This window comes from Burkholderia pyrrocinia, from assembly GCF_018417535.1.
Lineage (GTDB): Bacteria > Pseudomonadota > Gammaproteobacteria > Burkholderiales > Burkholderiaceae > Burkholderia > Burkholderia pyrrocinia_E.
On sequence record NZ_CP070977.1, the window covers coordinates 394,445 to 411,047 of the forward strand.

The 16,603-nt window shown below is 65.5% G+C and carries 17 protein-coding genes; 15 read left to right on the forward strand and 2 right to left on the reverse strand.

The genetic code is table 11. From position 1 onward, the window contains the following. The first annotated feature begins 14 nt into the window (after positions 1-14). Positions 15-1,664: a dihydrolipoyllysine-residue acetyltransferase gene (gene aceF, locus JYG32_RS01845; RefSeq protein ID WP_213264473.1), complete on the forward strand. Its 1,650-nt coding sequence runs from the start codon at positions 15-17 to the stop codon at positions 1,662-1,664. 274 nt (positions 1,665-1,938) lie between these two features. Next, positions 1,939-3,687 (forward strand): dihydrolipoyl dehydrogenase, encoded by a 1,749-nt coding sequence (gene lpdA, locus JYG32_RS01850; protein ID WP_213264474.1) that lies wholly within the window; start codon positions 1,939-1,941, stop codon positions 3,685-3,687. A gap of 201 nt (positions 3,688-3,888) precedes the next feature. Here the strand turns inward: lpdA and JYG32_RS01855 are convergent, their stop codons facing one another. Further along, complete coding sequence (locus tag JYG32_RS01855; RefSeq protein WP_174384400.1) at positions 3,889-4,455, reverse strand: phasin family protein; 567 nt, start codon at positions 4,453-4,455, stop codon at positions 3,889-3,891. 653 nt (positions 4,456-5,108) lie between these two features. Between JYG32_RS01855 and pbpG the strand changes: the two genes are divergently transcribed. Beyond that, the gene (gene pbpG, locus JYG32_RS01860; RefSeq protein WP_213264475.1) at positions 5,109-6,275 is read left to right on the forward strand and encodes a D-alanyl-D-alanine endopeptidase; all 1,167 of its coding nucleotides are present in this window, start codon (positions 5,109-5,111) and stop codon (positions 6,273-6,275) included. A gap of 102 nt (positions 6,276-6,377) precedes the next feature. On the opposite strand, the gene JYG32_RS01865 is transcribed toward pbpG, so the two are convergent. Continuing rightward, on the reverse strand, positions 6,378-7,187 hold the full coding sequence (locus tag JYG32_RS01865) for an IclR family transcriptional regulator (RefSeq protein ID WP_166960293.1): 810 nt from the start codon (positions 7,185-7,187) through the stop codon (positions 6,378-6,380). A gap of 183 nt (positions 7,188-7,370) precedes the next feature. On the opposite strand from JYG32_RS01865, the gene JYG32_RS01870 reads away from it, so the two are divergent. The 12 genes from JYG32_RS01870 to iscX all read left to right on the forward strand — a co-directional run bounded on the left by JYG32_RS01870 (position 7,371) and on the right by iscX (position 16,597). Continuing rightward, positions 7,371-8,093, forward strand: a complete 723-nt coding sequence (locus tag JYG32_RS01870) for a (Fe-S)-binding protein (protein ID WP_213264476.1) — start codon at positions 7,371-7,373, stop codon at positions 8,091-8,093. 35 nt (positions 8,094-8,128) lie between these two features. Continuing rightward, positions 8,129-9,541 carry a lactate utilization protein B gene (locus JYG32_RS01875; protein WP_213264477.1) on the forward strand — a complete coding sequence of 471 codons (1,413 nt, stop codon included), beginning with the start codon at positions 8,129-8,131 and terminating at the stop codon, positions 9,539-9,541. Positions 9,542-9,670: 129 nt separating this feature from the next. Further along, positions 9,671-9,898, forward strand: a complete 228-nt coding sequence (locus JYG32_RS01880; protein WP_043190346.1) for a hypothetical protein — start codon at positions 9,671-9,673, stop codon at positions 9,896-9,898. 101 nt (positions 9,899-9,999) lie between these two features. Further along, positions 10,000-10,482, forward strand: a complete 483-nt coding sequence (locus tag JYG32_RS01885) for a low molecular weight protein-tyrosine-phosphatase (RefSeq protein WP_213264478.1) — start codon at positions 10,000-10,002, stop codon at positions 10,480-10,482. A 114-nt stretch (positions 10,483-10,596) separates the two neighbouring features. Further along, on the forward strand, positions 10,597-11,136 hold the full coding sequence (gene iscR, locus JYG32_RS01890) for a Fe-S cluster assembly transcriptional regulator IscR (RefSeq protein WP_122945788.1): 540 nt from the start codon (positions 10,597-10,599) through the stop codon (positions 11,134-11,136). A gap of 65 nt (positions 11,137-11,201) precedes the next feature. Beyond that, the gene (locus tag JYG32_RS01895) at positions 11,202-12,425 is read left to right on the forward strand and encodes an IscS subfamily cysteine desulfurase (protein ID WP_213264479.1); all 1,224 of its coding nucleotides are present in this window, start codon (positions 11,202-11,204) and stop codon (positions 12,423-12,425) included. Positions 12,426-12,493: 68 nt separating this feature from the next. Further along, the gene (gene iscU / locus JYG32_RS01900) at positions 12,494-12,901 is read left to right on the forward strand and encodes a Fe-S cluster assembly scaffold IscU (protein ID WP_006481982.1); all 408 of its coding nucleotides are present in this window, start codon (positions 12,494-12,496) and stop codon (positions 12,899-12,901) included. 170 nt (positions 12,902-13,071) lie between these two features. Then, positions 13,072-13,395, forward strand: coding sequence for an iron-sulfur cluster assembly protein IscA (iscA, locus tag JYG32_RS01905; RefSeq protein WP_011885413.1), 324 nt, complete (start codon positions 13,072-13,074; stop codon positions 13,393-13,395). Positions 13,396-13,489: 94 nt separating this feature from the next. Continuing rightward, positions 13,490-14,017: a Fe-S protein assembly co-chaperone HscB gene (hscB, locus tag JYG32_RS01910; RefSeq protein WP_213265355.1), complete on the forward strand. Its 528-nt coding sequence runs from the start codon at positions 13,490-13,492 to the stop codon at positions 14,015-14,017. Between the two features lie 54 nt (positions 14,018-14,071). Then, entirely contained in the window at positions 14,072-15,940 is a 1,869-nt protein-coding gene (gene hscA / locus JYG32_RS01915; protein WP_213264480.1) for a Fe-S protein assembly chaperone HscA, read from the forward strand. A gap of 88 nt (positions 15,941-16,028) precedes the next feature. After that, entirely contained in the window at positions 16,029-16,370 is a 342-nt protein-coding gene (gene fdx, locus JYG32_RS01920) for an ISC system 2Fe-2S type ferredoxin (protein WP_047898490.1), read from the forward strand. A gap of 17 nt (positions 16,371-16,387) precedes the next feature. Continuing rightward, the gene (iscX, locus tag JYG32_RS01925; RefSeq protein ID WP_175961247.1) at positions 16,388-16,597 is read left to right on the forward strand and encodes a Fe-S cluster assembly protein IscX; all 210 of its coding nucleotides are present in this window, start codon (positions 16,388-16,390) and stop codon (positions 16,595-16,597) included. Positions 16,598-16,603 lie beyond the last annotated feature (6 nt).

A 16,603-nucleotide genomic window follows, 5' to 3' on the forward strand; every position in this document is an offset into this window, starting at 1 on the left:
GGAGACAGAAACAGATGAGTCAAGCGATCGAAGTGAAGGTGCCGGATATCGGCGATTACAAGGACGTACCCGTCATCGAGGTGCTCGTGAAGGCGGGCGATACGGTCGAGCCCGAGCAGTCGCTCGTCACGCTCGAATCCGACAAGGCGACGATGGATGTCCCGAGCCCGACTGCGGGCACGGTCAAGGAAGTGAAGGTGAAGGTGGGCGATTCGGTGTCGGAAGGCACGCTGATCATCCTGCTCGAAGGCGGCGCAGCCGCACAGCCGAACGGCGCGGCAGCGCCGGCAGCAGCCCCGGCTCCGGCGGCAGCGCCGGCACCGGCCGCGGCCGCGGCCGCGGCCGCACCGGCAGCCGCCGGCGGCACGCTCGAAGTGAAGGTGCCCGACATCGGCGACTACAAGGACGTCCCGGTGATCGAGATCGGCGTGAAGGTCGGCGATACGGTCGAGAAGGAGCAGTCGCTCGTCACGCTCGAATCGGACAAGGCGACGATGGACGTGCCGAGCCCGGCTGCCGGCGTCGTGAAGGACATCAAGGTGAAGGTCGGCGATTCGGTGTCGGAAGGCACGCTGATCGTGCTGCTCGAAGCCGCTGGCGCACCGGCTGCCGCACCGCAGGCGAGCGCGCCGGCTCCGGCCACTGCCGCGCCGGCTCCGGCACCTGCCGCCGCACCCGCGCAGGCTGCACCGGCACCGGCTGCTGCCGCTGTGCCGGCCGCAGCGCCGTCGGGCGAATACCGCGCCAGCCACGCATCGCCGTCGGTGCGCAAGTTCGCGCGCGAACTCGGCGTCGAAGTCGCACGCGTGCAGGGTTCGGGTCCGAAGGGCCGCATCACGAAGGACGACGTCACGGGTTTCGTGAAGGGCGTGATGACGGGCCAGCGCGCAGCGCCGGGCACGGCGGCGGCCGCGCCGGCAGGCGGCGGCGAGCTCAACCTGCTGCCGTGGCCGAAGGTCGACTTCTCGAAGTTCGGCCCGTTCGAGGCGAAGCCGCTGTCGCGCATCAAGAAGATCTCGGGCGCGAACCTGCATCGCAACTGGGTGATGATCCCGCACGTCACGAACAACGACGAAGCGGACATCACCGATCTCGAGGCGCTGCGCGTCCAGTTGAACAAGGAACACGAGAAGGCGGGCGTGAAGTTCACGATGCTCGCGTTCGTGATCAAGGCGGTCGTCGCTGCGCTGAAGAAATTCCCGACCTTCAACGCGAGCCTCGACGGCGACAACCTCGTGTTCAAGCAGTACTTCCACGTCGGTTTCGCTGCCGATACGCCGAACGGCCTCGTCGTGCCGGTGATCCGCGATGCGGACAAGAAGGGGCTCGTCGACATCGCGAAGGAAATGAGCGATCTGTCGAAGGCCGCGCGCGAGGGCAAGCTGAAGCCGGATCAGATGCAGGGCGGCTGCTTCTCGATCTCGTCGCTCGGCGGGATCGGCGGCACGAACTTCACGCCGATCATCAACGCGCCGGAAGTGGCGATCCTCGGGTTGTCGCGCGGCCAGACGAAGCCGGTGTGGGACGGCAAGCAGTTCGTGCCGCGTCTCATGCTGCCGCTGTCGCTGTCGTATGACCATCGCGTGATCGATGGCGCGGAAGCCGCGCGGTTCAATGCGTATCTCGGGGCGTTGCTCGGCGATTTCCGTCGCATCATTCTTTGATGAGCGGGGAGGTGCTCGCGGGGGCGTGGGTTTCTTGTCGGTTATCCATGCTTCGTCGTTGAACTGGCTTTCTTGACGGTCTGCCGGCGTCGCCCCTGCGCGGGGCGGCGGTCACTTTTCTTTGTCTTCCAAAGAAAAGTAACCAAAAGAAAGGCGCGTCCTTGGGCGGACGGCAAAGGTGGTTCTGCCCCAAGTCGCCGTTCTTTTGTCAGGCCGTAGTTCGCTCGCGAGTTTCTCCCCCCTCTGTCTGCAGCTAATCAAGAAGGGGACAGTAATGAGTCTCATCGAAGTCAAGGTTCCGGATATCGGCGATTTCAGCGGCGTCGATGTCATCGAAGTCAACGTGAAGCCCGGCGACGTGATCGAAAAAGAGCAAACGCTCATCACGCTCGAATCGGACAAAGCCTCCATGGAAGTGCCCAGCGACGTCGCCGGCACAGTCAAGGAAATCAAGGTCAAGGCCGGCGAGAAAGTCTCGCAAGGCACCGTCATCGCCATCGTCGAAGCATCGGCCGCCGCCGCACCCGCGAAAGCACCCGAACCGGCCAAGCCCGCAGCGGCTGCAGCCGCCCCGGCCCCCGCGCCGCAGGCAGGCAGCTACGCCGGCGCAGTCGACATCGAGTGCGACATGCTCGTGCTCGGCGCCGGCCCCGGCGGCTACTCGGCCGCGTTCCGCGCAGCCGATCTCGGCATGAAGACGGTGCTCGTCGAACGCTACCCGACGCTCGGCGGCGTGTGCCTGAACGTGGGCTGCATCCCGTCGAAGGCGCTGCTGCACACGGCGCTCGTCATCGACGAAGCCGAGGCGCTCGCGTCGCACGGCATCACGTTCGGCAAGCCGCAGGTCGACCTCGACAAGCTGCGCGACTTCAAGGGCGGCGTCGTCAGGAAGCTGACGACGGGCCTCGCCGGCATGGCGAAGGCGCGCAAGGTCGAAGTCGTCACGGGCGTCGGCGCATTCGTCGATCCGTATCACATGGAAGTGCAGGGCGAAAACGGCAAGAAGGTCGTCAAGTTCAAGCAGGCGATCATCGCCGCGGGATCGCAGGCCGTGAAGCTGCCGTTCATGCCGGAAGACCCGCGCGTCGTCGATTCGACGGGCGCGCTCGAACTGCGCCAGCTGCCCAAGCGCATGCTCGTGATCGGCGGCGGCATCATCGGCCTCGAAATGGCGACGGTGTACGCAACGCTCGGCGCCGAAATCGATGTCGTCGAAATGATGGACGGCCTGATGATGGGCGCGGACCGCGATCTCGTGAAGGTCTGGGAAAAGTACAACGCGAAGCGCTTCGGCAACGTGATGCTGAAGACCAAGACGGTCGGCGCGGAAGCGAAGGAAGACGGCATCTACGTGAAGTTCGAGGGAGAGAAGGCGCCGGCGGAAGCGCAGCGCTACGACCTCGTGCTCGTCGCGGTGGGCCGCAGCCCGAACGGCAACAAGATCGGCGCCGACAAGGCAGGCGTGGCCGTCACGGATCGCGGTTTCATCGACGTCGACAAGCAGATGCGCACGAACGTCCCGCACATCTTCGCGATCGGCGATGTCGTCGGCCAGCCGATGCTCGCGCACAAGGCCGTGCATGAAGGCCACGTCGCTGCGGAAGCGGCGCACGGCGAGAAGGCGTACTTCGACGCACTGCAGATCCCGTCGGTGGCGTACACCGATCCGGAAGTGGCATGGGCGGGCAAGACGGAAGACCAGTGCAAGGCCGAAGGCATCAAGTACGGCAAGGCCGTGTTCCCGTGGGCCGCTTCGGGCCGCGCGATCGCGAACGGCCGCGACGAAGGCTTCACGAAGCTGATCTTCGACGAGGAAACCCATCGCGTGATCGGTGGTGCGATTGTCGGCCTGAACGCGGGCGACCTGATCAGCGAAGTGTGCCTCGCCGTCGAGATGGGCGCGGACGCGGAAGACATCGGCAAGACGATCCATCCGCATCCGACGCTCGGCGAATCGGTCGGCATGGCCGCCGAGCTGTACGAAGGCGTCTGTACGGACCTGCCGCCGCAACGCAAGAAGTAACGCGACCGGCACGGCCGGTCCTGCACCGGCCATGAAAAAACGCCGCCGCCCGGGCAAGCCGGGCGGCGGCGTTTTCTTTTGCTCGCGACCGTCGATCAAACGACCGTTCGAAACCGGCGAGCGACTGCCGGTTCGCGCGTATTCCGGCGCCAGAAACGAAAAAGCCGCGCTGGGCGCGGCTCTTTCAGGAGCAGGGGACGCTTACGCGGCCGGCTTGCTCGAACGACGTGCAGCAGCGGCGGTGGCAGCCTTCGTTGCGACGGCAGCAGCGGCGTTGAAGTTCGTTTCGGCGATCTCGACGGCTTGCTTCGCGGCCTTCTGAACCGTTTCGTACGTGGTGTTCGCAGCGTTCAGTGCCGACTTCAGCGCGGCGACAGCCGTTTCCGAACCGGCCGGGGCGTTCTTCGCGACGTTGTCGACGAGTGCCTGGACCTTCTTGTTCTGCTCTTCGAATTGCGCTTCAGCAACCTTCGCGAACTCGGCTTGCGTCGACGATGCGATTTCGTACAGGTGACGGCCGTACGACAGCACCTTTTCCGCGACCGGCTGCGACAGGCTTGCCTGCAGGGCGATCAGTTCCTGAGCGTCCTTCACCGACAGCAGGCGCTGTGCGTTTTCCTGGCCTTCGGCCAGCGTCGACTTCACGACCTGCAGGTTCAGTTCGATCAGCTTTTCGACGCCTTCGAACGCCTTGGTCGTCAGACCGAACAGGCTTTCGAGGTTGGCTTTCTGTGCAGCGGCGATTTGCTCGGGGGTCAGCAAGGACATGTCAAGCTCCTGAAAAGCGATCGCGTCGATCGCAGGGTAAAGGGCACTACGCTGGGGAATCTCGGATGCGCGTGCTTTGTGCAACGCAGCAATGAAGCCTATTTTAGGGCAGAGAACACGGATGTCAAGTATTTTTTGTGCGTTGCACAATCGCGACAAATTATCGATAAAACAATGAGTTATCGTGACCGTTCGGAATCGGTTTCACGCGCGATCCCAGATGGTGCGCACGGCAGTGGGGCATACGCCGTGCATCGTGATCACGCACAGGTAAACCTGACAGGCCCATGGAACGTTATCCTTCTGTTCCTGTCGAAAACGCGCCGTTTTGATGCGCGTGCCGTGGCGACGTGCCGCTGCTACGGTCGAGACCGGCGCCCCTGGCACGCCGAGCGTCGGATACGTAGTTTCCCCGCTTTAAAATGCCCCGAAAGTGACGTTATCTCAATTAACCGTGTGGTAATCGGGAGACGGGTGCTGTCGGGCAGTGCTTCCCATGGTTTTTTTCGATGGGGGCGGGAGGGTCGATTGGTCTGAGGTTGGCCGACCCTTACATTCCGGTTTAACGACGATCGGTAAGTGCCTAATATTGCTCTTTTTTTCAGCTTTAACTACACTTGCGGAAACCTCCCGCCCGCTTTGTCCAGACCCCAATGAAAGCCGAATCGTTTTCACCGCGCAGATTGTTGCAGAGCATGACGCTCGGCGCCGCTGTGTCGGTCGCCGTCGCCTTGCTGGCGACCGCCGCGTCCGTCGCGCCCGCTGACGCCTTTGCCGCCACTGCGAAGACTCAACAAGCCGCCAAGAAAAAGGCCGCCGCTCCTGCTTCGTCCGCGAAGAAGAAGTCGGTCAAGGCAGCATCCAGCCAATCCGCCAAGGTCGCCGCGGCCGATGCGCCGCGCGCGAAAGCGTCGCGCAAGCGCGTGACGCTCGCGGCGGGCGTGCACGGCGGCCACCGCGGCGCGGTGCGCCAGGTCGCGTTCCAGCCGCGCCGGCCGACGGTCGGCCAGGCGTTCGGCCTGCACGACACGCCGGACGCGCTCGCGCTGCGTTCGAGCGTCGCGTACGTCGTCGACCAGAATTCCGGCGAGCCGCTGTTCGACAAGAATTCGCACGCCGTCGTACCGATCGCGTCGATCTCGAAGCTGATGACGGCAATGGTCGTGCTCGATTCGAAGACGCCGATGACCGACCAGATCGAAGTCACCGACGAAGACCGCGACTACGAGAAGGGCACGGGCTCGCGTCTGTCGGTGGGCTCGGTGCTGTCGCGCGAGGACATGCTGCATATCGCGCTGATGGCGTCGGAAAACCGCGCGGCCGCCGCGCTGTCGCGTTACTACCCGGGTGGCCGTCCGGCGTTCATCGCCGCGATGAACGCGAAGGCGAAGTCGCTCGGCATGGCCGATACTCACTTCGAGAATTCGACGGGCCTGTCGAGCTCGAACGTGTCGAGCGCGCGCGATCTGGTGAAGATGGTCAATGCGGCGTACCAATACCCGACGATCCGCCAGTTCTCGACCGATCGCAGCTACGAGGTGTACACGGGCAAGCGCAATCTCGCCTACAACAGCACGAACGCGCTGATCCGCGGCAACGGCTCGTGGGACATCGGCCTGCAGAAGACGGGCTTCATCAACGAAGCGGGCGAGTGCCTCGTGATGCAGGCAACGATCCACGGCCGGCCGATGGTGATGGTGCTGCTCGATTCGTTCGGCAAGTATTCGCGCTTCGCCGACGCGGCACGCCTGCGCAACTGGCTCGATGCCGGCGGCGGCGAGCGCCTGACGGCGGCCAACACGCCGAACGGCGGCACCTGAGCGCGCCTGCGGCGGTCGCCGTCGCGCCGATTGGCTGCAAGAAAAAAGCCCCGCAATCGCGGGGCTTTTTCGTTCCGGGGAACCGGGGCCGGTGAAGGCGGCTTACGCCTGCCGCTGCAGCCCGTCCGCATCTTTCGCGGGCGCCGGCCGGTAGCCGAGCGATTCCGAGATGGTGAGGGCCGTACGGCTCAACTGGCCGAGCCACGCATCCTGCAGGCGATCGGCCGGTGCCGACAGCGACAGGCCCGCGACGAGCTTGCCCGAATCGTCGTAGATGCCGGCCGCGATGCAGCGCACGCCGAGTTCCAGCTCCTCGTTGTCGCGTGCGCACGATTGCTGGCGGACGATCGTCAGCTCGCGCTCGAGCTTCGCGATGTCGGTGATGCTGTTCTGCGTATGGCCGGACAGCCCCGTGCGCGTCGCATAGGCGCGCACGCGCGACGTTTCGTCGGCCGCGAGGAACAGCTTGCCGACCGACGTGAGGTGCAGCGGCGCGCGGCCGCCGATCGCACGGACGACCTGCATCCCGGAACGCTCCGAATACGCGCGCTCGATATAGACGATCTCGTCGCCCTGGCGCACCGACAGGTTCACGGTCTGCCCGGTGAGGCGGTGCAGCTCGCGCATCGGCATCAGCGCCGCGTCGCGTACCGACAGGCGTGCCTTCACGAGGTTGCCGAGCTCGAGCAGCCGCATGCCGAGGCGGTACGTGCCGGGATCGGAGCGGTCGACGAGACGGCAGGTCACCATGTCGTTGAGGATGCGGTGCGCGGTCGACGGATGCAGCTCCGTCCGCTGCGCAAGTTCCTTCAGGCTGACGGGGTCACTGTGCGCGGCGAGCGCGTCCAGCAACCGCATCATGCGTTCGATCACCTGGATCGACGTTTTTGAATCCGGGGTGGATTGGCTCATGTCGGGGGAGAAATCGGTTGACGCGTCAAGCGAGGTTGCAACGATTGTATCTCGTATCGTGAAAAAAGCGAACGCCGTTCGAGGAAGTCCTCGTTTCGCGCAGCGTGGGCTTGCGCGTGAGCCGGCGTTGGTCTTGCTGGCCAAACGGCGGATAATGAGAGCCGTTTTCTCGAAGGAGCACGTATGCGAGTCGGTTTGTTCGTGACCTGCCTGGTCGATCTGATGCGCCCCGAAATCGGTTTCTCGGCGCTCAAGCTGATTCGCGACGCCGGCTACGAGGTGATCGTGCCGCCCGCGCAAACCTGCTGCGGCCAGCCGGCCTACAACTCGGGCGATCGCGCGCTCGCGCGCGATCTCGCGGAGAAGACGCTGCGCGAGTTCGAGCAGTTCGATTACGTCGTCGCGCCGTCGGGTTCGTGCGGCGGGATGATCCGCACGCACTACGGCGACCTGTTCCGCGACGACCCCGAACTGATGGGGCGCTACGCGCGGTTCCAGCAGAAAGTCTACGAACTGACCGATTTCCTCGCGAACGTCGCCAAGGTGTCGCTCGAGCCGGGCGAGTTCGCCGGGCCCGTCACCTATCACGACTCGTGCTCGGGCCTGCGCGAACTCGGCGTGAAGGCGCAGCCGCGCGCGCTGCTCGCGCAGCGCGGCATCGCGGTCACCGAGATGAAGGACTGCGAGCACTGCTGCGGCTTCGGCGGCACGTTCGCGGTCAAGTACGGCGACATTTCGGCGGCCATCGCGGACGAGAAATGCGCGAACGTGCGCGCATCGGGCGCGGGCGCCGTCGTGCTCGGCGATCTCGGCTGCATGCTGAACATCGAAGGGCGGTTGCGCCGCACCGGCGACCGCGACACGCGCGTGCTGCACGTCGCGCAGGTGCTGGCGGGCGACGTCTGACGCCCGTTTCCGCTCACTTTTCCCCCGATACCGCGATGCAAGTCCAATCGATGCATTTCAAGGCGCGCGCCGGCCAGAAGCTGGCCGACCAGCGCCTGCAGCAGAACCTGAAGAAGCTGTCGACGAAGTTCGTGTCCGCGCGCGCCGACGCGATGACCGCGATCGACTTCCAGGCCACGCGCGCCGCGCTCAAGGCGCGCCGCAACCGCGCGCTGGAGAACCTCGACGTGTGGCTCGAGGCGTTCGAGCGCGAGGCGACGCGACGCGGCACGACGGTGCTGTTCGCCGAAACGACCGCGGATGCCGCGCGGCTCGTGGCCGACATCGCGCGCCGGCACGACGTGAAGAAGGTGATCAAGACCAAGTCGATGGTGTCCGAGGAAATGAGCCTGAACGCGGTGCTCGCGGAGATGGGCGTGCAGTCGATCGAAACGGATCTCGGCGAATACATCCTGCAGATCAACGACAACGAGCCGCCGAGCCACATCATTGCGCCCGTCGTGCACAAGGACAAGGACGAGATTGCCGACCTGTTCGCGCGCACGCACCACCGCGAGCGGCTCACCGAGATTCCGGACATGACGCGCGAGGCGCGCGAGGTGCTGCGCCCGCATTTCATGTCGGCCGACATGGGCGTGACGGGCGGCAACTTCGTGATCGCCGAGACGGGTTCGGTCGCGATCGTGACGAACGAAGGGAACGAGGGGATGTGCACGGTGATGCCGCGCGTGCATGTCGCGGTGACGGGCATCGAGAAGGTGCTGCCGACACTCGAGGATCTGGCGACCGCGATGCGCCTGTTGCCGCGCTCGGCGACGGGGCAGAAGACGTCGAACTATTTCTCGCTGCTGACCGGGCCGCGCGGGCCGGGCGACGAGGACGGCCCCGAACACAACTACGTGGTACTCGTCGACGGCGGCCGCACGGGCCTGATCGGCGGCGCGTTCCAGGAGATGCTGCGCTGCATCCGCTGCGGCGCGTGCATGAACCACTGCCCGGTTTACCAGAAGGTCGGCGGCCACGCGTACGGCTGGGTCTACCCGGGGCCGATGGGGTCGGTGCTGACGCCGAGCTACGTCGGGCTCGAGCGCACGCTCGACTTGCCGCAGGCCGCGACGCTGTGCGGCGAATGCGACAGCGTGTGCCCGGTCGGGATTCCGTTGTCGCACCTGTTGCGCACGCTGCGCGAGAAGCAGGTCGAGCGGCACCTGCGGCCGTGGCGCGAGCGGGCAGCGCTTGCCGCGTGGGGCTTCGTCGCGCGGCGGCCGATGCTGTACGCGCTGACGACCAAGCTCGCGGTGCGTGTCCTCGAGCGGCTGGGCGGCAACGGCGGCACGCTGCGGCGCCTGCCGATGATGGGCGGCTGGATGGACACGCGCGACATGCCGACGCCGACCGGGCGCACGTTCCGTGAACTGTACGCGGCCTCGCAAAGCCACCTCGGCTGACGACTGTTCATCGGGCGGCAACAGTGCGTTCGCTATTTGCATATTTATCTCGATAGATGCGGTCTATAGAATCCTGTCTGTAGTCCCCGGAATTGGGTTTCGGGGAACGAGGTCAAGGAGGTCCGCATCATGAGAAAGACAATATCGATGTACTGGCCGCTGGCAATCGTCGTCCCGCTGGCTGCGGCTGCCTATCTGCATGCAATGGCCGATGCGCCGTCGCGCGGCCCGCTCGCGGTTCACCAGGCGTCTGCCGAGCTGGCGCGCGCGGTGTCGTTCGGGCTGGTCGGCGACGCGGCGAAGCCGCTGCCGGCGGCATCCGGCGACGTCGTGCTCGCTGCGCCGAAGGCGCTGTAATGCACGGCGCCGTCGTTTTGCGCGGCGGCGCGATTTCGGGCGCCTTTGTATAATGGCGCGTTCTTCTCCGACGCGGTTCGCCGCGGCTTTCCGATAGTGCGATGACCCGCGTTGCGATCTGTTTCGTCTGTCTCGGCAACATCTGCCGTTCGCCCACCGCGGAAGGCGTGATGCGTCATCAGGTCGACGCTGCCGCGCTGGCGGACCGGATCGCGATCGATTCGGCCGGCACCGGCGACTGGCACGTGGGCGAGCCGCCCGATACGCGTGCGCAGGCTGCCGCGCGCGGCCGCGGCTACGATCTGTCGGCGCTGCGCGCGCGGCAGGTGAGTGCAGCGGACTTCGAGCGTTTCGACCTGCTGCTGGCGATGGACGAAGCGAATCTCGCGGAACTGCATCGCCGCTGCCCGCCGCAGCATCGCGACAAGGTGCGCCTGCTGATGGAATTCGCGCCGGACTCGGCCGAAACCGAAGTGGCCGATCCCTATTTCGGCGGTGCGCAGGGCTTCGAGCAGGTGCTCGATCAGGTCGAACGCGCGTGCGCGGGCCTGCTGGACGCGCTTCGGGCCCGCACGGAGCGCTGATCGCGCGGTATTCAGCGATCTGCGAATACCCTATCAAAGGCATGGATACTTGACTAAATTCGTCAAATATTTATACTTGACCAAAATCGTCAAGATTGTAGTCCCCTAGACACCATGAGACTCACCACCAAAGGCCGTTTCGCCGTCACGGCGATGATTGACTTGGCACTGCGCCAGGAGCAGGGCCCGGTGACGCTTGCAGGCATCAGCCAGCGCCAGCGGATTTCGCTCTCGTATCTCGAACAGCTGTTCGGCAAGCTGCGCAGGCATGAAATCGTCGAATCCGTGCGCGGTCCGGGCGGCGGCTACAACCTCGCACGTCGCGCGCAGGACGTCACCGTTGCCGACATCATCATCGCGGTCGATGAACCGCTCGACGCCACGCAGTGCGGCGGCAAAGGCACGTGCGACGGCTCGAAGCAGCCCGACGGCCATTGCATGACGCACGAGCTGTGGTCGACCCTGAACCAGAAGATGGTCGAATACCTCGATTCCGTGTCGCTGCAGGATCTCGTCGATCAGCAGCGCGCACGCGAGGGCGCACCCGCGGTGCTGCGCGACCGGCGCACGCCGGAGCCCGCCGCCGCACCGGCCGAGCCCGTGCGCACGATGCCGCTCGGCCCCAATTCGGTGTTCAACATCGCGAGTTCGTGAGCGCGAAGGCGCCCGCCATACCCCATAACGCACATAGTCCCTGCACAGAATACCCGGAGCGACAGATGACCCAAGAGACTCTCCACCTGCCCATCTATATGGATTACAGCGCGACGACGCCGGTCGACCCGCGCGTGGTCGACAAGATGGTGCCGTACCTGCGCGAGCAGTTCGGCAACCCGGCGTCGCGCAGCCACGCTTACGGCTGGGACGCTGAGCGTGCGGTCGAGGAGGCGCGCGAGCAGGTGGCCGCGCTCGTGAACGCGGATCCGCGCGAGATCATCTGGACGTCCGGCGCAACGGAATCGGACAACCTCGCGATCAAGGGTGCCGCGAACTTCTACAAGGGCAAGGGCAAGCACATCATCACGGTGAAAACCGAGCACAAGGCCGTGCTCGATACGTGCCGCGAGCTCGAGCGCGACGGTTTCGAAGTTACCTACCTCGACGTGAAGGACGACGGCCTGATCGACCTCGACGTGTTCAAGGCCGCGCTGCGCCCCGACACGATCCTCGTGTCGGTGATGCACGTGAACAACGAGATCGGCGTGATCCAGGACATCGAGACGATCGGTGAGATCTGCCGCGAGAAGGGCATCATCTTCCACGTCGACGCCGCGCAATCGACCGGCAAGGTCAGGATCGATCTTGCGAAGCTGAAGGTCGACCTGATGTCGTTCTCGGCGCACAAGACCTACGGCCCGAAGGGCATCGGCGCGCTGTACGTGCGCCGCAAGCCGCGCGTGCGCATCGAGGCGCAGATGCACGGCGGCGGCCACGAGCGCGGGATGCGTTCGGGCACGCTGGCGACGCACCAGATCGTCGGGATAGGCGAAGCGTTCCGCATCGCGCGCGAAGAAATGGCGACCGAGAACGAGCGCGTCCGCATGCTGCGCGACAAGCTGCTGCGCGGCCTGTCGCAGATCGAGGAAACGTACGTGAACGGCGACATGGAGCACCGTGTCCCGCACAACCTCAACATCAGTTTCAACTTCGTCGAAGGCGAGTCGCTGATCATGGCGATCAAGGACGTCGCGGTGTCGTCGGGCTCCGCTTGCACGTCGGCGTCGCTGGAGCCGTCGTACGTGCTGCGTGCGCTCGGCCGCAACGACGAGCTCGCACACAGCTCGATCCGCTTCACGGTCGGCCGCTTCACGACGGAGCAGGAAGTCGACTTCGTGATCAATCTGCTGAACGGCAAGATCGCGAAGCTGCGCGAACTGTCGCCGCTCTGGGAAATGCACCAGGAAGGCATCGATCTGTCGACGATCGAATGGGCCGCACACTGAACACCGCATTGAATGCACCCGCGGGCGGATTGGCGCACGCAGACGTAACGAGTCAAGGAGTCTGAGTCATGTCTTACAGCAACAAGGTTCTGGATCACTACGAAAACCCGCGCAACGTCGGTTCGTTCGCGAAGGACGACGACACGGTCGGCACGGGCATGGTCGGCGCGCCCGCCTGCGGCGACGTGATGAAGCTGCAGATCCGCGTCGGTGCGGACGGCGTGATCGAAGACGCGAAGTTCAAGACCTACGGTTGCGGTTCGGCAATCGCGTCGAGCTCGCTCGTGACCGAATGGGTGAAGGGCAAGACGCTCGACGAGGCACTGTCGATCAAGAACACGCAGATCGCCGAAGAGCTCGCACTGCCGCCGGTGAAGATTCACTGCTCGATCCTCGCGGAAGACGCGATCAAGGCAGCCGTGGCCGACTACAAGAAGCGCCACGACACGAAGGAAGGCGATCAGGCAGCAGCCTGAGCGGCATCGAGCGGCTTCGCAAGAAAACGCCGGGCCGCCCCGAGTTTTCCGCCCCGCAGGAAGTCCCCTTGGGGGATGACCCCCTCGGGGGCCTGGGCGCGAAGCGACAGGTTGGGGGGCGCTTAGACGGAACGCGGCGGGCCCCGGTGGCGCGCCGCGGCAAGGACATCATGGCAATTACACTGACCGAAAAAGCAGCACAGCACGTCCAGAAATACCTCGTCCGTCGCGGCAAGGGTGTGGGCCTGCGGCTTGGCGTTCGCACGACCGGGTGCTCGGGGCTCGCGTACAAGCTCGAGTATGTCGACGAGCTGGCTCCCGAGGATCAGGTGTTCGAGAGCCATGGCGTGAAGGTCGTCGTCGATCCGAAGAGCCTCGCGTACATCGACGGCACCGAGCTCGACTTCGCCCGCGAAGGCCTGAACGAAGGGTTCAAGTTCAACAACCCGAACGTGAAGGACGAGTGCGGCTGCGGCGAATCGTTCCGCGTGTGACGCGGATCTCCGCGCGAAGCGGGCAAGAGGCGGCACGGGCCGCCTTTTTAATGCGCGGCGTTTGCCGCGCGACGAACCGGAATTGAACGCGACGATGGTCTCGCTGAAAGACAGCCATTTCGACCTGTTTCACCTGCCGGCGCAATTTGCGCTCGACCAGACGGCACTCGATGTCGCCTACCGGACGGTGCAGACGCAGGTGCATCCGGACCGCTTCGCGGCGGCCGGCGACGCGCAGAAGCGCATCGCGATGCAATGGGCAACCCGCGCGAACGAGGCGTACCGCACGCTGCGCGATCCGTTGAAGCGCGCGTCCTATCTGCTGTCGCTGCGCGGCGTCGACATCGGCGCGGAAAACAACACCGCGATGGAACCTGCGTTCCTGATGCAGCAGATGGAGTGGCGCGAGGGCATCGAGGATGCCGCGGCCGCCCGCAATGTCGACGCACTCGACGCGCTGCTCGCCGAGTTGCGCGACGAGAAGCGCGTGCGGGTCGAACGCCTCGGCACGCTGCTCGACAGCGGTGCCGATCAGGCGGCCGCCGAGGCCGTGCGCCAGTTGATGTTCATCGAACGGGTCGCGTCGGAAGTGGGCACGCAGATCGAGCGGCTCGAAACTTAACCGCGTGCCTTGCGGCACGCGCAGCAAACGGGCCGAGCGCCCGAACGAACCAAGATGGCTTTACTGCAAATTTCCGAACCGGGCATGGCGCCGGCGCCGCACCAGCGGCGACTCGCCGTCGGGATCGATCTCGGCACGACGAACTCGCTGGTCGCGGCCGTGCGCAACAGCGTGCCTGAAGTACTGCCGGACGAAGCGGGCCGCGTGCTGCTGCCGTCGGTGGTCCGTTATCTCGAGAAGGGCGGCCGCCGCATCGGCCACGAAGCGAAGGAACAGGCCGCGACCGATCCGCGCAACACGATCGTGTCGGTCAAGCGCTTCATGGGTCGCGGCAAGTCCGAGGTCGAAGGCGCGGCGAACGCGCCGTACGAATTCGTCGATGCGCCGGGCATGGTACAGATCCGTACCGTCGACGGCGTGAAGAGCCCGGTCGAAGTGTCGGCCGAGATTCTCGCGACGCTGCGCTATCGCGCCGAGGATTCGCTCGGCGACGATCTGGTCGGCGCCGTGATCACGGTGCCCGCGTATTTCGACGAAGCGCAGCGCCAGGCGACCAAGGATGCCGCGCGCCTCGCGGGCCTCAACGTGCTGCGCCTGCTGAACGAACCGACCGCCGCGGCGATTGCCTACGGCCTCGACAATGCGGCCGAAGGCCTCTACGCGGTGTACGACCTCGGCGGCGGCACGTTCGACCTGTCGATCCTGAAACTGACGAAGGGCGTGTTCGAAGTGCTGGCCGCGGGCGGCGATTCCGCGCTCGGCGGCGACGACTTCGACCACGCGCTGTTCGGTCACGTGCTCGCGCAGGCCGGCATCGACGCGAAGACGCTCGCGCCCGAGGACGTGCGCCTGCTGCTCGACCGTGTGCGCGAACTGAAGGAAGCGTTGTCGTCCGCGCCGCAGGCGTTGCTCGACGTGACGCTGTCGGGCGGCGCGCACCTCGCGCAGACGATTTCGCACGACACGTTCGCATCGCTCGTCGAGCCGCTCGTGCAGCGTACGCTCGCACCGACCCGCAAGGCGCTGCGCGACGCGCAGGTCACGCCGGCCGACATCAAGGGCGTCGTGCTCGTCGGCGGCGCGACGCGCATGCCGGTGATCCGCGACGCGGTCGCGAAGTATTTCGGCCAGCCGCCGCTCGTGAATCTCGATCCGGATCAGGTCGTCGCACTCGGCGCGGCGATCCAGGCCGACCTGCTCGCGGGCAACCGCGGCACCGGCGACGACTGGCTGCTGCTCGACGTGATTCCGCTGTCGCTCGGCGTCGAGACGATGGGTGGCCTGGTCGAGAAGATCATTCCGCGCAACTCGACGATTCCGATCGCACGCGCGCAGGAATTCACGACCTTCAAGGACGGCCAGACCGCGATGGCGATCCACGTCGTGCAGGGCGAGCGCGAGCTCGTCGCCGACTGCCGGTCGCTCGCGCGCTTCGAGCTGCGCGGCATTCCGCCGATGACGGCCGGCGCCGCGCGCATTCGCGTGACCTATCAGGTCGACGCGGACGGCCTGCTGTCGGTGTTCGCACGCGAACAACTGTCGGGCGTCGAGGCGTCGGTCGTCGTGAAGCCGTCGTACGGCCTCGCCGACGACGATATCGCGAAGATGCTCGAGGACAGCTTCAAGACCGCCGAAATCGACATGCGCGCGCGCGCGCTGCGCGAAGCGCAGGTCGAGGCCCAGCGGATGCTCGAGGCGACGCAGGCCGCGCTGGCGGCCGACAGCGAACTGCTCGATGCGGACGAACGCACGCAGGTCGATGCGCTCGCCGCGGCGCTGCGCGCGGTCGCGCAAGGCGACGATACGAATGCGATCGAAGCCGCGACCAAGATGCTGGCCGACGGCACCGACGAATTCGCGGCGCGCCGGATGGACAAGAGCATCAAGCGCGCGCTGTCGGGCCGACGGCTCGACGAGATCTGAATCCACGAACTGCGCATCGGCCGGTGACGGCCCGCGCGATAATGAACCGTGCGGCGCCAGTCGCCGCACCCTGACTGACGGAACGGACATGCCTCAACTGGTGGTGCTGCCGCACGTCGAACTGTGCCCGGATGGCGCAGTGATCGACGCGACGCCCGGCAAGAGTATCTGCGACAACCTGCTCGACCACGGGATCGAGATCGAGCATGCATGCGAGAAGTCGTGCGCGTGCACGACGTGCCACGTGGTGATCCGCGAAGGCTTCAACGATCTGACGCCGTCCGAGGAGGACGAGGACGATCTGCTGGACAAGGCGTGGGGCCTCGAGCCGACGTCGCGCCTGTCGTGCCAGGCGATCGTGAACGAGGATTCCGACCTGGTGGTCGAGATTCCGAAGTACTCGATCAACCACGCGAAGGAAAACCACTGACAAACCGGAGGCAGGCGATGAAATGGACCGAATCGCGCGAAATTGCCATTGCGCTGGCGGACAAGTACCCGGACATCGACCCGCAGCGGATCAACTTCGTCGACCTGCGCCAGTGGGTGCTCGAGCTCGACGGTTTCGACGACGATCCGAAGCATTCCGGCGAGAAGATCCTCGAAGCGATCCAGGCGCACTGGATCGACGAATCGGATTTCGACGACGAGGACTGAGCACGG

Coding starts and splice junctions, on each gene's coding strand:
- aceF (WP_213264473.1), top strand. CDS start 15: ATGAGTCAAGCGATCGAAGTGAAGGTGCCGGATATCGGCGATTACAAG.
- lpdA (WP_213264474.1), top strand. CDS start 1,939: ATGAGTCTCATCGAAGTCAAGGTTCCGGATATCGGCGATTTCAGCGGC.
- JYG32_RS01855 (WP_174384400.1), bottom strand. CDS start 4,455: ATGTCCTTGCTGACCCCCGAGCAAATCGCCGCTGCACAGAAAGCCAAC.
- pbpG (WP_213264475.1), top strand. CDS start 5,109: ATGAAAGCCGAATCGTTTTCACCGCGCAGATTGTTGCAGAGCATGACG.
- JYG32_RS01865 (WP_166960293.1), bottom strand. CDS start 7,187: ATGAGCCAATCCACCCCGGATTCAAAAACGTCGATCCAGGTGATCGAA.
- JYG32_RS01870 (WP_213264476.1), top strand. CDS start 7,371: ATGCGAGTCGGTTTGTTCGTGACCTGCCTGGTCGATCTGATGCGCCCC.
- JYG32_RS01875 (WP_213264477.1), top strand. CDS start 8,129: ATGCAAGTCCAATCGATGCATTTCAAGGCGCGCGCCGGCCAGAAGCTG.
- JYG32_RS01880 (WP_043190346.1), top strand. CDS start 9,671: ATGAGAAAGACAATATCGATGTACTGGCCGCTGGCAATCGTCGTCCCG.
- JYG32_RS01885 (WP_213264478.1), top strand. CDS start 10,000: ATGACCCGCGTTGCGATCTGTTTCGTCTGTCTCGGCAACATCTGCCGT.
- iscR (WP_122945788.1), top strand. CDS start 10,597: ATGAGACTCACCACCAAAGGCCGTTTCGCCGTCACGGCGATGATTGAC.
- JYG32_RS01895 (WP_213264479.1), top strand. CDS start 11,202: ATGACCCAAGAGACTCTCCACCTGCCCATCTATATGGATTACAGCGCG.
- iscU (WP_006481982.1), top strand. CDS start 12,494: ATGTCTTACAGCAACAAGGTTCTGGATCACTACGAAAACCCGCGCAAC.
- iscA (WP_011885413.1), top strand. CDS start 13,072: ATGGCAATTACACTGACCGAAAAAGCAGCACAGCACGTCCAGAAATAC.
- hscB (WP_213265355.1), top strand. CDS start 13,490: ATGGTCTCGCTGAAAGACAGCCATTTCGACCTGTTTCACCTGCCGGCG.
- hscA (WP_213264480.1), top strand. CDS start 14,072: ATGGCTTTACTGCAAATTTCCGAACCGGGCATGGCGCCGGCGCCGCAC.
- fdx (WP_047898490.1), top strand. CDS start 16,029: ATGCCTCAACTGGTGGTGCTGCCGCACGTCGAACTGTGCCCGGATGGC.
- iscX (WP_175961247.1), top strand. CDS start 16,388: ATGAAATGGACCGAATCGCGCGAAATTGCCATTGCGCTGGCGGACAAG.